We start from the raw sequence: 14,142 nt of genomic DNA on the forward strand, positions 1-14,142 counted from the left end.
GGGGGGTCGCCCCGCGTGGGGGGTTGTGGGGGGGCCAAAAAATAACATACAACATAAAACATTTTAACTTTTTTCTAATTTTTTTTTTTTTTTTTTGTTCGCCCCCACCCGTCACCTCCCGCCCGCCCCCACCGCCTTGAAGAACACCGTTGTCGAGCACGGCGCGCCCGCCGGGTCGGTGGCGTAGTCCGGCACCTCGCCGACCCGGTTCCAGCCCGCCGCTTCGTACATCCGCTCGGCCGGGCTGCCCGTCTCGGTGTCGAGCACCAGCAGTCGCAGACCCAGCTCCGCCGCCCGCTCCTCCAACGCCGCCAGCAGCCGCCCGGCCAGCCGGTGCCCGCGGTCCGCCGGGTGCACCATCAGCTTCGCGACCTCGCCCCGGTGCCGCCCGTTCGCGGTCGTTGCCGGCCGTAGCTGCACCGTCCCGGCGAGCCGCCCGTCGGCCTCCGCCCGGGCCGCCCACACCACCAGTCGCCCGTCCGCCACGTCCGGCACGAGCGCCCGCCACCACCGCGCGGCCTCAGCGGCCTCCAGTGGTGCCAGGAACCCGACCGACGCGCCACCGTGGACGGTCTCCACCAGCAGTCCCGCCATCTCGTCCGCCGCGCCGCGCAGCTCCTCCGCGGTCACCTCGCCGACCACGTACCCGCCACCGGACATGTCGCTTTCCTCACTCGCTCGCGCCCGCCCGCCGCCCCGCCGGGTGCGGAATACTCCCCGGTATCCCGTCATCCCGCCGAGACTACCGAGACCCCGAGACCCCAAGGAGCTTCGATGACGAAGCCGACCCGGATCGACCCGGCCGACCTGCTCGCCGTCGGCGATCTCCTCACCGACGAGGAGCGGCTCATCCGCGACACCGTCCGAAAGTTCGCCGACGAGCGGATCCGCCCGCACATCGGCGACTGGTTCGAGCGCGGGGTGTTCCCGGCCCGCGAACTGGCCCCCGAGCTCGGCGCGCTCGGTGTGCTCGGCATGCACCTCGACGGGTACGGCTGCACGGGTTCGAGCGCGGTCGCCTACGGCGTCGCGTGCATGGAGCTGGAGGCCGCCGACTCCGGGCTGCGCAGCTTCGTCTCCGTGCAGGGATCGCTCGCCATGCGCGCGATCCACGCCTTCGGCTCGGAGGAGCAGAAGCAGCGCTGGCTGCCCGGCATGGCGGCCGGCGAGCTGATCGGCTGCTTCGCCCTCACCGAGCCGGACTTCGGCTCCGACCCGGCCAACATGCGCACCCGGGCGGTGCGCAAGGGCGGAGAGGGCGGTGACTGGGTGCTGTCCGGCAGCAAGATGTGGATCACCAACGGCAGCATCGCGGACGTCGCCGTCGTGTGGGCGCAGACCGAGGAGGGCGTGCGCGGCTTCCTCGTGGAGCGCGGCACCCGCGGCCTGACCGCCACCGACGTGCACGGCAAGCTGTCCTTGCGCGCCTCCGTCACCAGCGAGCTGGCCTTCGACGACATCGTGCTGCCGGCCGACGCCGTGCTGCCCGGGGTCGTCGGCCTGCGCGGCCCGCTGTCCTCCCTCAACGAGGCCCGCTACGGCATCCTCTGGGGCACCGTCGGCGCCGCCCGCGACTGCTACACCGCGGCCCTGGACTACGCGAAGACCCGCATCCAGTTCGAGCGCCCCATCGCCGGCTTCCAGCTGACCCAGCAGAAGCTGGTCGAGATGATGCTGGAGGTGGAGAAGTCGTACCTGGTCGCGCTGAGGATCGGCCGGCTCAAGGACGAGGGCGCCGCCCGTCCGGCGCACATCAGCTTCGGGAAGCTCAACAACGTCCGCACCGCGCTGGAGATCGCGCGCAGCGCGCGGACCGTCCTCGGCGCCAACGGCATCACCACCGAGTACCCGGTGCTGCGGCACGCCAACAACCTGGAGTCGGTGCTCACCTACGAGGGCACCAGCGAGATCCACACGCTCGTGCTCGGCGAGGCCATCACCGGGGAGTCCGCCTACCGCTGACGCCCGGTGAGCCGGTGGCGGGCGGGAGAAACGCGGTGGCCGGGCCCGGGCGGGCTCGGCTACCGTCCCCTCCCATGAACGGCCAGACCACGCAGGGCGCCCCGACCGCACAGGACGCCCCGACCACGGCGAGCGCCTCGACCACACCGAGCGCCCCGACCGCCACCACGACCCGCTGGCGCCCGACCGGCCCCGAGGAACTGGCCCTGGTCGAGGCCGCCGACTGGCGGGCCTGGCCGCCCCGCCTGCCCGAGCAGCCGATCTTCTACCCCGTCCTGAACGAGGACTACGCGGTCCGGATCGCCCGCGACTGGAACGTCCCGGCCTCCGGCGTCGGCTACGTCACCCGCTTCGAGGTCGAGACGGAGTTCCTCGCCCGCTACCCCGTCCAGCGGGCGGGTGGCCGGACCATCCTCGAACTCTGGGTGCCGGCGGAGGAGTTGGCCGAGTTCAACCGGCACATCGTCGGCCGGATCGAGGTCGTCCACGAGTTCCGGCCGCAGGCCTGACGCCCGCCGCCCGCCGCCGCCCGCCGTCGCCCGCCGTCGACCGCCCCCGACCTCCGACCCCCGCCGACCGGCGGGGTGCAAGGACAATCGCCCGACACCCCACGGACGCCGCCCGTTCGGTGACCGGACACCAACCGGTACGGCGAGCGGTGAACCATGGCGCGGTCGGCGGCGCCCTCGGCGGGCGCGCGCCGGATGCGCACGACCGAAAGGAACCCCCATGACCGCTGCCCCGTGGCCCCGCCCCCGCGTGCTCGTCGTCGGCATCGACGGCGTCCGGTACGACTACCTGGAGCACGTGCCGATGCCGCGGCTCACGGAGGTCGCCGACGCCGGGTTCCTCGTGCCCGTCACCGTCGCGGACACCACCCCCACCATGTCCGGGCCCTGCTGGGCCACCATCGTCACCGGCGTCGAGCCCGCCAAGCACGGCGTCTGGGGCAACCACCTCGCCGGCAACCGCCTCGACGTCTTCCCCGACTTCGCCACCCGCCTCAACCGCGGCGACCGCCGACGCACCTTCGTCGCCGCCGGCTGGGACCCGCTGATGATCAACGAGTCCGGCGGCCCCCTCTTCCGCGCCCCCGGCCGCCTCTCCTACATCGCCCCCGCCGAGGACACCCCCGAAGCCTGGGAGACCGTCGACGAGGAGGTCACCCGCGAGGCCGTCCACGTCCTCGCCACCGCCGACCCCGAAGCCTCCTTCGTCTACCTCGGCGCCGTCGACGAGACCGCCCACTTCCTCGGCTGCGGCGACGAGTACCGCGCCGCCATGCGCAACGCCGACGAACGCCTCGGCCGCCTCCTCGACGCCGTCCGCGGCCGCGCCACCCACGCCGACGAACAGTGGACCGTCATCGTCGTCACCGACCACGGCCACGTCGACGCCGGCGGCCACGGCGGCCGCACCACCGAGGAGCGCACCGCCTGGGTCGCCTGCGCCGGCCACGGCATCCCCGCCGGCCCGCCCACCGGGGAGATCCGCCACCCCGACGTCGCCGCCCAGGTGTACGCCTCCCTGCTGCGCCCGATCGACCCGCACTGGACCCTCGACGGCCGCCCGTTCCCCGTCTCCCGGCCGGTGCCCGCCGCCGTCTGACGGGTGTACGGTACGGGGCCGGTGCCCCGGGTGCAGCACACCGGGCTGCGCACGGGCCGGACTTGAGTGACGCTCTATCGGGACCCCGGCACCGCTCCGGCGCACACCGCCGGCGCGGCGCCCGTCACCCGAAACCGCGGGTGGCGGCACGTACGTCTGAAGGTGGAGAGGCTACCCCGTGGGATGGAGGCGTGATCGCGACCTCGTGGTGACGCCCCGGCCGTCCGGCGCGGGCCAGGATGGTTACACCGGCCGGGGGAACACCACGGGCCGAACGGAACACTCGACACCCGCACCGACAGCGGACACGGAAACCGGACAGGGAGAGGGCAGGCGGACATGAAGGGCATCGTGAGCAAGGTCGCGCTCGGAGTCGCCGGGACGGGCATGGCCGTCGCCGTGGCCGCCGTCGTCATCGGCCCACGCGTGTCCGAGTGGTACGACGGCCGCCACCAGGAGCAGGTCTCGTACGCCACCGGCAGCGAGGCCAAGGCCGACCGCCACTCGATGCCAGGCTGGCTGCCCGACAACGCCTCCGCCGTCCGCTACCTGATGTCGACCACCGGCGACGACCGCCTGCTGCGCGCCACCCTCCCCGAGGGGCGGCTGCCCGTCGGCTGCACCACCGGGCTGACCGGCAAGGGGGTGCACCCAGTGCCGGTGTCGCTCAAGGCGGGCTGGTTCCCCGACGGCGTCGCGGGCAAGGCCACCGGCACCTGCGGGCACTACAACGTGATGCTCTCCGGCAACCAGCTCTACGCCTGGCAGGACGGCGCCGCCGTCCAGGCGGCCATGCGGGCGGAGCGTCCCGAGAAGCGCTGAGGCACGGGGCCCCGGGCGGACGGGTGAACGGTCCGGTGCCCCCGCTGTCGGAGCGGGGCCGGGCTGCGATAGGACGGAGCGTGGACAAACCCGTCCCGCCCCGTCCCGCCCGTCCAGCAAGGGAGCCCCATGCCTGGCCCCGGCCCCGGCCCTAGCGCCGGCCCGTCCGACGAGACGCCCGGCCCTGCCGCCGGCCCCACCACCGACCTGTCGTCGGCCCCAGCCGGGGCTCCAGCCGATTCGGCCACTCCAGCCGCTGCGGCCGCTTCGGCGGCCCCGGCGGGTCCCGGCCGGGGCACCGTCGCCGTGCTCGGGAGCCTGGTCGCGCTCGGCCCGCTGACCACCGACCTCTACCTGCCGGGCCTGCCCGCGATCGCCGACGACCTCGCCGCCGATCCGGCCGCGGTGCAGCTCACCCTCACGTTCTCGATGTTCGGGGTGGCGGCCGGACAACTGCTGTTCGGGCCGCTCAGCGACCGCTTCGGACGCCGCCCGCCGCTGCTCGCCGGGCTCGTCCTCTACACCCTGGCCAGCACGGTGTGCGTGATCGCGCCCAACCTGCCGCTGCTGATCGCCGCCCGGTTCGTCCAGGGCGCGGCCGGGGCCGCCGGACTGGTCATCGGACGGGCCGTCGCCCGGGACCGCTTCCAGGGCGTGGCGATGCTCCGGTTCCTCGCCTCGATCACCCTGATATCGGGGCTGGCGCCGATCCTCGCGCCGATCGTCGGCGCGCAGCTGCTCCGGGTGACGTCGTGGCGCGGCACCTTCGGGGCGCTGACGGCGCTCGGGCTGCTTCTCGCGCTGGTGGCGTTCGGCGCGCTGCGCGAGACGCTGCCCGCCCAGGCGCGGCACGGCGGAGGGTTCGGGTCCACCCTGCGGACGATGGGCGGGCTGCTGCGCGACCTGCCGTTCCTCGGGCTGATGCTCACGGGCACGTTCGGGTTCGGGGCGCTGTTCGGGTACATCAGCGGGTCGTCGACGGTGCTGCAGCACGTCTACCACGTGTCGCCGCAGACCTACAGCCTGCTGTTCGGGCTGAACTCGGTGGCCATCGTCGGGATGACGCAGATCAACGGGCAGGTGCTGGCGCGGCGTTTCACGGCGGGCGCGCTGATGCTGGCCGGGCTGGCCCTGGCGGTGGTCGCGGGCGTGGCGCTGGTGTTGGTGACGACCGTGTGGGACTTCGGGCTGCTCGGGGTCTGCCCGGCGCTGTTCGTGATGATGGGCAGCATGGGGATGATCCTGCCGAACTCGGCGGCGCAGGCGCTCGGTCTGGTCGAGCCGCAGGCGGCGGGGACGGCTTCGGCGCTGCTGGGGACCGGCAACTTCCTGTGCGGGGCGCTGGTCGCACCGCTGAGCAGCCTGGGCGGGCGGCCGTCGGCGGTGCTGCTGGCGGTGGTCGTGCTGTCGAGCGCGGTGCTGTCGAGCGCGGCGTACGTGGCGCTGTGTCGGCCGTGGCAGGCGCGGGCCGAGGTCCCGGGGCGTACGGGGAGCCAGGCGGGCTGAGGGGCGGCCGACGGCTGACGGCTGACGGCTGACGGGGGACGGCGGACGACGAACAGCTGACAGATAACAGATTTCAACATCTGTTATCTGTCAGCTGTTATCCGTTACCGGTTACCCGTTACCCGCTATCCGTCAGTCGGCCCCTTCAGCCAATCGCGAAGTCGTCGCCGTACACGTTCCCCTGCCCGTACCACCCGTGCAGGTAGACCGTCACGGTGCCGGTGGCGCCGGTGGTGAACGGGACGCTCAGCTTCGTCCAGCCGGCGGAGTTGGTCCAGGTGCTGGCGTTCGCCCCGCCACTGACGCCGAGGTAGGCGTAGTTGCCCTGCACCCAGCCGCTCAGCGTGTAGCTGGTGTTGGGCTTCAGGGTGACGGTCTGGGTGCACTCGCCGGTCTGGCTCTCGGTCGGCGCGGCCTGCAGCGCGTACGAGCCGGAGTGGACCGGCGTGCTCACCACGGCGCCCCCGCCCTGGCAGGTCCACGGGGCGAGGCTGCCGCTCTCCAGGCCGCCGTTGGCCAGACCGCCGGGAGGCGGAGTGCTGCCGGTGACGGTCAGCGTGTAGGTGGCGGTGTGCGTACCGGACGGAGCGCTCGCCTTCACCGTCAGCGGGTACGTGCCGGCCGCGGCCGCCGCCGTCGTCGTGACGCTGAGCGTGGCGCCGGTGCCGGCGGTGACGCTGCCGGGGGTGACGGTGGCGGTGACGCCCGCCGGGGCGCCGCTCACCGAGAGGCTGACGCTCTGCGCCGAGCCCGACGTCACGGCCGTCGCGATCGAGGCCGACGTGGAAGAACCGGCGGCCACCGTACCGGAGTTCGGGTTGACGGCCACCGAGAAGTCGTTCGTCGTCGGCGTGCCGCTCGTGAACGGCGCGAAGATGTGCGTGAAGTCCCAGGCGTTCTGGGCGATCCCGGAGCACGAGTCGTTCCCGGCCGTGCCCGGGCAGCCCCCGTTGTCGCGCTGGAGCGCCCAGAAGGACAGCGTGTTGAGGCCCTTCGACACCGCCCAGTTGTACACGGTCGTCGCGTTGGCCACGGTGAACGTCTCGGCCGCGCCGTAGTCGTCGATGCCGACCATCTCGGTGATCCCGATCGAACCCCACAGCTGCGCCGGGGACTTGCCGGGGTAGAGCGTGGCCAGCTGGTTGTACAGGCCCTGCGCGGAGGTCTGGGTGTCGGCGGCCATGTCGTGGGTGGCGCCGTCGTAGTAGTCGAAGGTCATCATGTTGACGACGTCGATCCGCGCGTTGTTCCCGATCGCGTTCCGCAGCACGGAGAGACCGTTGTCGGCCAGTCCGCTCGTGGTGGTCGGCAGCGTGTACGAGAACTGGACGGAACGGCCGTTGGCCGCGGCCCAGTCCTGCACCAGCTTGATCGCCTTGTTGCGGCGGTCGATGCCCGCCGAGTCGGTGAGCGAGTTGTCCTCGATGTCGAGGTCGATCCGGCTGATGTCGTACGTCGTGACGAGGCTCTCGTAGGCGGCCGCGATCTGGTTGACGTCGGTACAACTGTCCGCGATCTCGGTGCCGTTGTGGTCGGCCGTGTAGCCGCCGAAGGACGGGATCACGTCCCCGCCGTTGGCACGGATGGTGGCGATGTCGGCGCCGAAGGTCGAGGAGGAGACGGGCTTCGAGGTGTCGCCGTTCCAGTACGGGGTGCACGAGCCCTTCGCGGAGGCCTGGAGGAAGGCCATCGTCAGGTACTTGGCGCCGGACTGCGCGGCCAGCGTGGCGGGGCTCTGGCCGGTCCAGGACTCGAAGTAGGGGGCGAAGACCCGGCTGGGGAGCGGGGTCGCGGCCTGGGCGGAGCCCGTCCCGGCGGCGACGAGGCCGGCCGAGGCGGCCAGCGTGGCACAGGCCGTCAGGGCCGCCTGGATGGTTCTGCGTAGACGCATCGATTCTCCAACAGACATGGTGGGGCAGGACGTTGGGGCGGCACAGGGACGTACGGGTAGCGCGGCGGGGAGCGGGGCGGCGTGCTCGGGGCAGGCGGTGTCCACGGACTCGCGCGGCGGCGAACGGCGGTGCGGGTGGTGCGGACGCGCGCGCCGGGCGGGTTCGGGGGGGAGCGGAACAGGGCAGGGCGGTGCCTCGGCCGCCGGTGGTCACACCCCCACAGTGCATCCCGGTCGGATCGACATGCTTATGGTTGGACTAGACCACTTCTCTGTCAAGGTGCCTTGCGGTTCGTCACCGCACGGCCCCGGCCGCCGTCGGGAGCCGCCGAAGGCGGGCGGCCGGACCCAGGGCCGGTTATTGGATTGTGGACACCGAACCCCGTCCGGGAGGATCGGACCCTTGTCCGACAGGACGCCCGACACGGCACCACACCCACCCCGGAGGAACAGCCCTGTGACGACCCCCTCGCTGGACGAAGCCTGGCGCCACCTGGAAGCCGGCGACCCGCAGGCCGTCCTGCGCGAACTGCGCGCCCTCGCCGAGGACGTGCCCGCCGCCCAGGTAGCCCCGCTGGTCCAACGGCTGGCCGCCGGCAACGGCTTCGACGACCTGGCCGAGGCCGCCGCCCGCCTCGCCACCGCGAGCGGGGAAACCGCCGGGAGCGCCACCGGGGCCGGCACCCCCGACGCCGTCGCCCTCTACAAGTACGGCTACGCCTGCGTCGAACGCGGCGCCGCCTTCCTCGCCGCACCCGCGCTCGCCGAGGCCCTGCGCATCGCCACCGCCGAGGTCCGCGAGGGCGAGAAGACCAAGCGCGGCCTCTTCGGCCGCAGCAAGCCCGGCCCCGACAACCGCCTGCCGATCCTCGCCGAACTCGTCTCCGCCCTGGAGGACGAGGAACGGCACGCCGAGGCCGTCACCGCCCTGCAAGCCCACGAGTCCGTCCTCCGGGACTGGCCCGAGCGCTACCTCCTCGCCTACAACGCCCTGATGGCCGGAGACCGGACCACCGCCCGCACCACCCTCGACCGGCTCTCCGCCCCCGACGACCAGTGGCGCCCCGCCGCCGACCGCGTGCGCCGCGCCCTCGGCCGGGCCGACACCGTCGAGGCCGCCGCGTCCACCACGGACCCGTTGAACCGTCAGGACCTGCGCGGCTGGCACTTCGCCCTCACCGGCGGCCTGCTCGCCACCCTCTCCCCGTACGGGTTCACGGCGGGAATGACCGGCCGCTACGCCTTCCTCCAGGACTCCTACGGCCTGTGCCGGCACGGGCTGGAGCGGCTTCGCCTGATCCTGGACGCCGCCGGTGTGCGCCCGCAGTCGGTCTCGCTGCTGCCGGGCCGGGCCGACCGGGCCCTCGGCCTCGCCGCCGCCGAGCTGCTCGGCCTGCCCGCCCGACCGTACCAGCCGGGCACCGGGGACACCGTGGTCGTGGCCTACGACCTGAGCGACGTCGAGGGCATCGGCCCGGAAACGCTGACGGCGCTGCGCACGCGCTCCGCGGGCGAGGTGCTGTACGAGCACGCGACCTGCTGGACCGACACGCCGCCGGTCACCGCGGACGTGAGCGGCCTGCTCGGCCAGACCGTCGCCCCGCCGTGGCGGATGCTCGGCAACGAGCCGGACGAGCGCCCGGCCGAGGAGCTGACGGCCGAGATCCTGGCCGCCGACCCGGCCCCGGACGGCGGCGACGGCGAGACCCCGTCCGACCCGGACGAGGCGCTGGCGGCCTTCGCCCGCGCCGTGCGCGAACGCTGGCTGGACGGCCCGCGCGACCGCTGCCGCACGAGTGGTCCGGTGCCCAGCTCCCGCTTCCGGTAGGGCACTTGGGTGTGGGTGTCCGAGGTGCCACGGCCGCGCGTCTGCTGACGACGCGCGGCCGCGGCGGCCCGGCGCTCAGGACACCGGGCGCGCGGGGGCGCCGCGCCGGGTCAGGCCGGCGGCGGGCAGAGGGTCGTGCGCAGCGCCTCGTTGATCTTCGCGGCCTTGTCCGGCCCGAAGCCCTGCGGGTGGTCGGGGGTGGTGAAGCGCTGGTCGGCCAGTTCGACCAGCTTCGCCTTGTCCTTGGGGAACTGGTACATCGACTGGCACTGGCTGCGGGCCCGGTCGATGGCCTGGTCGGGCTTGCCGCCGACGATCGCCGGGTCGATCGCGTCCAGCGCGGCGACCAGCTTGGCGGTGACGTCGGTGCCCGGCTTGGCGGGCATTCCGGCGTCGGTGGGTGGCGCGGGCTTGGCCGGCGCCGACCCGCCCGCGGTACCCGAACCGCCGGTCGGGCCCGAACCTCCGGACGCGTCCCCGGCGGCGGGGCCCGTCGAGGCGTCCGCGGGCGGGGTGGCTCCGGGGGCGGGGGTCGCGGTGGCGGCGGCCGAAGTGGGGGAGGCAGCCGCGGACGTTGAGGTGCCGGTGCCCGCTCCGGAGCCCGAGGCGGAAGTCGAGCCGGAGCTGGAACACGCGGCGAGGCTCACCGCGGCGAAAGCCGTGAGGGTGGCGGCGAGGAGACGAGTGCGCATGGCGTCACACTGTCATGTTCGCGGCGCGGGAGGGAAGGCCCTCAGGCTGGGGTAACGGTGGGCGGCGAACAGCTGACAGATAACAGATGTTGAAATCTGTTATCTGTCAGCTGTTACCTGTTACCCGTCATCTGCCAGCGGTCGCCCGCAATCCGTCAGCCCAGCCCGTTGGCCTTCAGCCAGTCCTTGGCCACCGCCGACGGGTCCTCCTTGTCGACCGACACGCGCTTCATCAGCGCCGTCAGCCCGGTCGTGTCGAGCTTGGCCGACACCGCGTTGAGCGCGGCCGTCGCCGTCGGCCCCACCCCGGCCTTGTTGACCAGCGGGGTGACGTTCTGCGCGCCGAAGACGCCCTTCGGGTCGGCCAGCGGGACGAGCTTGAACTGGACGATCTTCGGGTCGGTGGTGAACACGTTGCCGACCTGGATGGCGCCGTCCTTGAGCGCGTTGGCCGTCGTGTCGCCGGTGGGCTTCCACTCCTTGAAGGTCAGTCCGTAGACGTCCTTGAACTGCTGCTCGCGGCGGGACTTGAACTCCGGCGGCCCGCCGATCGTGAACTCGCCCGCCTTGGCGGCCAGGTCGGCGACGGTCTTGAGCCCGTACTTGTCGGCGGTCTCCTGAGTGACACTGAGGGAGTCCTTGTCCTCGGCGGGGGAGGAGTCCAGGATCCCGAGCGAGGCCGGCAGGGTCTTGGTCAGCGCCGCGTTGACGTCGTCCTTGGCGGTGGCGGTGGACTTGGCGTCCAGGTAGGCGAGCAGGGCGCCGTTGTACTCGGGCAGGACGGTGAGGTTGCCGCTCTGCAGCTGCCCGTAGAGCACCTCCCGGCTGCCGATGTTGAACTTCTCCTCGACCTTGACGCCCTTGGCCTTGAGCGCCTGCGAGTAGATCGAGCCGAGCAGCACGTTCTCGGGGAAGTTCGCGGAGCCGACCACGACGGTTCCGCCGTCGCCGGCGCCGCCGCCCGCACCCCCGCTCCCGGCGGCCGTGCTCGCGCCGCCGCCGGCTGCCGCCGAGGACGAGCCGCTGTCGAGCGGGTTCCCGCCGGAGGAGCCGCAGGCGGTGGCGCCGAGGGCGAGGGCAGCGAGAGTGCCGAGGACGGCGGCGCGCCTGGTTCTGCGAATTGTCGACATGGTGACAGGTGTCCTTCCGAGACGATGGAGACAGAGGTTCAGGGGATCCGGCCGCGGACCCGCATCAACGGGCCCAAGGCAATGGGCTCAAGGCGACGGGGCAAAGCCGACGGGACAAAGCCGACGGGCCGGAGCCGACGGGCCGAAGCCAACGGGCGCGAGTCGGCAGGCCAATGCCGACTGGCCGAAGTCAGCGGGTCCGGTCGGCGGCCCGGCGCTGGGCGCGCACCCCGCGCGGCAGCGCGTACCGGGCGAGCAGGACGAAGAGCAGCTGGGCGGCGACCGCGAGCAGCACCACGAGCACCGCGCCGCCCGCCGTCACCGCGTACTTGCGGGTGGCCAGCCCGTCGAACACGTACCGGCCGAGGCCGCCGAGCCCGACGTACGCGGCCACCGTCGCGGTCGCGATGACCTGGACGGCCGCCGTGCGGAAGCCCGCCAGCAGCGTCGGCGCCGCGGACGGCAGGCACACCTGCCACAGCACCTGCGGGTGGGTCAGCCCGATGCCGCGCGCCGCGTCGCGCACGTCCGGGTCGGTGCCGCGCACTCCCTCGACGGCCGCGACCAGCAGCGGCGGGGCCGCGAGCGCGACCAGCGGGACGAGCACCGCCGTGTCGCCGACCCCGGCGAGCAGCACCGCGAGCGTGACCAGCCCCAGGGTGGGCAGCGCGCGGGCGAACCCGGCCAGCGCCGTGACGGCGGTGACGCCGCGTCCGGTGTAGCCGATCAGCAGCCCGAGCGGGACGGCGACGAGCGCGGCGAACAGCAGCGCCTCACCGGAGAACGCCAGGTGCTCGGCGATCCGGTGCGCGATCGAGTCCGGACCGCTGCGGTGATCCGGGTCGGAGAAGAAGTCGCTCAGCCACGAGAGCCAGTTCACCGGCCCGCTCCCTTCTCGCGGACGGCCCAGGGCGCGAGCAGCCGCCGCGCCCCCACCAGCACCAGGTCGACGGTCAACGCGAGTGCCGCGATCAGCGCGATGCCGGCCACGATCGGGGTCGGGAAGGTGCGCTGGAACCCGTCCATGAACAGGTAGCCGAGCCCGCCGCGCCCGACCAGCGCGCCGACGCTCGCCAGCGAGATGCTGGACACCGCGGCGACCCGCAGTCCGGCGATCAGGTACGGCACGGCGGCGGGCAGTTCGACGGCGGTCAGCCGGTGCCACGGCCCGTAGCCCATGGCGGTGGCGGCCTGCCGGACGGCGTCCGGCACGGCGCGCAGCCCGTCGACGGTGGTGGGCAGGAGCACGGCGAGCGCGTAGAAGGTGAGCGGGATCATGACGGTGGCCTGCGTGGCGAGGCCGGTGTACGGGATGAGCAGCATGAAGACGGCCACGGCGGGCAGTGCGTAGACGATGTTGAAGACGGCGGCGAGCGGCTGGTAGGCGCGGGGGAAGCGGGCGCAGGCCAGGCCCAGCGGGACGGCGACCAGCAGGCCGATGAGCACCGGGACCAGGGCGATCACGGCGTGGTCGGCGAGCAGGTTGCCGAGGTAGCCGAGGTGGTCGCCGATCCAGTACCAGCGGACGATCGGTTCATCGTCCACCGGTGGCCCCGCCCTTGCCGTCCGCCGCGCTCTTCGCCTCGGCTTTCTCCCCGTCCCTCTCCTCGCCCTTCGCCTCGCCCTTCACGAGTGTCCCGGTGTCGCTCGGGGCGGTGGCGGCCGTGCCGCCCGGTGCCGTCAGGGCACGGAGGACGGCCTCGCGGTCCGCCGCGCCGGTGGCCCGGCCGTCGGAGTCGAGGGCCACGGCGACCCCGGCGGGGGAGAGGACGGCGGCGTCGAGCGCGGTGCGCAGTGTGTCGGTGTCCGGCCGGTAGCCGGGGGCCGGGCGCAGTTCGGCGGTGGGGGCGTCGCGGTCGATCCAGCCGATCGGGCGGCGCTCGTCGTCCAGTGCCAGCTCCCAGCCGCCGAAGCGCAGTCCGCCGGCCAGTGGGCGGGTGGCGACGGTGCTCGCCGGGCGCAGGCCGAGGCCGCGCAGGCCGCGATCCCGGCCCAGGAAGGCGGCGACGTCGTCGTCGGCGGGCGCGGTGAGCAGGGTGTGCGGGTCGGCCAGTTGGGCGATCCGGCCCTGGCCGCGCAGCACGACGACCTGGTCGCCGAGCCGGACGGCCTCCTCGATGTCGTGGGTGACGAACAGCACCGTCTTGTGCAGTTCGGACTGGAGGCGCAGCAGTTCCTCCTGGAGCCCGGCGCGCACCACCGGGTCGACGGCGCTGAACGGCTCGTCCATCAGCAGCACGGGCGGGTCGGCGGCCAGGGCGCGGGCCACGCCGACGCGCTGCTGCTGGCCGCCGGAGAGCTGGAACGGGTAGCGCTTGGCGGTCTCGGGCGCGAGCCCGACGAGGTCGAGCAGTTCGGCGGCCCGGGCGCGGGCCTTCTTGCGGTCCCAGCCGAGGAGGTAGGGCACGGTGGCGACGTTGTCGATCACCTTGCGGTGCGGGAAGAGCCCGGCCTGCTGGATCACGTAGCCGATGCCGCGGCGCAGCTTGGCGGGTTCCAGCCCGGCGACGTCCGCGCCGTCCAGCAGCACCCGGCCCGAGGTGGGCTCGACCATCCGGTTGACCATGCGCAGGAGGGTGGTCTTGCCGCACCCGGACGGGCCGACCAGGACGAGCACGCGGCAGCGGGCCGGCCACGAGCGCCGCCCCCGCCCGCGGGGTTGCGCGGCGGGGGGCCTGTGGCAGGCGCGCGCTCCTTGAAAAC

13 protein-coding genes are annotated in these 14,142 nt (G+C 73.4%); 6 read left to right on the top strand and 7 right to left on the bottom strand.

The window, feature by feature from the left end; translation table 11 throughout:
- Positions 1-111: 111 nt before the first annotated feature.
- Positions 112-660 carry a GNAT family N-acetyltransferase gene (locus ACFV4G_RS31820; RefSeq protein ID WP_380445582.1) on the bottom strand — a complete coding sequence of 183 codons (549 nt, stop codon included), beginning with the start codon at positions 658-660 and terminating at the stop codon, positions 112-114.
- A gap of 114 nt (positions 661-774) precedes the next feature.
- Between ACFV4G_RS31820 and ACFV4G_RS31825 the strand changes: the two genes are divergently transcribed.
- From ACFV4G_RS31825 to ACFV4G_RS31845, 5 genes are all read left to right on the top strand, one after another.
- Positions 775-1,962 carry an acyl-CoA dehydrogenase family protein gene (locus ACFV4G_RS31825; protein WP_380445584.1) on the top strand — a complete coding sequence of 396 codons (1,188 nt, stop codon included), beginning with the start codon at positions 775-777 and terminating at the stop codon, positions 1,960-1,962.
- 74 nt (positions 1,963-2,036) lie between these two features.
- Positions 2,037-2,471: an ADP-ribosylation/crystallin J1 gene (locus tag ACFV4G_RS31830; protein WP_380445585.1), complete on the top strand. Its 435-nt coding sequence runs from the start codon at positions 2,037-2,039 to the stop codon at positions 2,469-2,471.
- A 220-nt stretch (positions 2,472-2,691) separates the two neighbouring features.
- Positions 2,692-3,570, top strand: coding sequence for an alkaline phosphatase family protein (locus ACFV4G_RS31835; RefSeq protein WP_380445587.1), 879 nt, complete (start codon positions 2,692-2,694; stop codon positions 3,568-3,570).
- 339 nt (positions 3,571-3,909) lie between these two features.
- Complete coding sequence (locus ACFV4G_RS31840) at positions 3,910-4,392, top strand: hypothetical protein (protein WP_380445589.1); 483 nt, start codon at positions 3,910-3,912, stop codon at positions 4,390-4,392.
- A gap of 306 nt (positions 4,393-4,698) precedes the next feature.
- Complete coding sequence (locus tag ACFV4G_RS31845; protein WP_380445591.1) at positions 4,699-5,898, top strand: multidrug effflux MFS transporter; 1,200 nt, start codon at positions 4,699-4,701, stop codon at positions 5,896-5,898.
- Positions 5,899-6,043: 145 nt separating this feature from the next.
- Here ACFV4G_RS31845 and ACFV4G_RS31850 read toward each other — a convergent pair whose 3' ends face one another.
- Positions 6,044-7,789 (bottom strand): glycosyl hydrolase family 18 protein, encoded by a 1,746-nt coding sequence (locus ACFV4G_RS31850; RefSeq protein WP_380445592.1) that lies wholly within the window; start codon positions 7,787-7,789, stop codon positions 6,044-6,046.
- A 457-nt stretch (positions 7,790-8,246) separates the two neighbouring features.
- On the opposite strand from ACFV4G_RS31850, the gene ACFV4G_RS31855 reads away from it, so the two are divergent.
- Positions 8,247-9,617, top strand: coding sequence for a hypothetical protein (locus ACFV4G_RS31855; protein ID WP_380445594.1), 1,371 nt, complete (start codon positions 8,247-8,249; stop codon positions 9,615-9,617).
- 110 nt (positions 9,618-9,727) lie between these two features.
- On the opposite strand, the gene ACFV4G_RS31860 is transcribed toward ACFV4G_RS31855, so the two are convergent.
- The 5 genes from ACFV4G_RS31860 to ACFV4G_RS31880 all read right to left on the bottom strand — a co-directional run.
- Positions 9,728-10,309: a hypothetical protein gene (locus ACFV4G_RS31860; protein WP_380445596.1), complete on the bottom strand. Its 582-nt coding sequence runs from the start codon at positions 10,307-10,309 to the stop codon at positions 9,728-9,730.
- A gap of 155 nt (positions 10,310-10,464) precedes the next feature.
- A complete protein-coding gene (locus ACFV4G_RS31865) occupies positions 10,465-11,439 on the bottom strand; it encodes an ABC transporter substrate-binding protein (RefSeq protein ID WP_380445598.1) in 975 nt (324 codons plus the stop codon).
- A 190-nt stretch (positions 11,440-11,629) separates the two neighbouring features.
- Entirely contained in the window at positions 11,630-12,319 is a 690-nt protein-coding gene (locus ACFV4G_RS31870; RefSeq protein WP_380445600.1) for an ABC transporter permease, read from the bottom strand.
- Positions 12,316-12,984 (bottom strand): ABC transporter permease, encoded by a 669-nt coding sequence (locus ACFV4G_RS31875; RefSeq protein ID WP_380445602.1) that lies wholly within the window; start codon positions 12,982-12,984, stop codon positions 12,316-12,318. Before ACFV4G_RS31875 ends, ACFV4G_RS31870 begins: the two co-directional genes overlap by 4 nt.
- A partial coding sequence (locus ACFV4G_RS31880) for an ABC transporter ATP-binding protein (protein ID WP_380445604.1) occupies positions 12,974-14,142 on the bottom strand: 1,169 nt, incomplete at its 5' end. The genes ACFV4G_RS31875 and ACFV4G_RS31880, both read right to left, overlap by 11 nt.

Origin of the sequence: Kitasatospora sp. NPDC059747 (assembly GCF_042732955.1) — a bacterium.
Taxonomy (GTDB): Bacteria; Actinomycetota; Actinomycetes; order Streptomycetales; family Streptomycetaceae; genus Kitasatospora.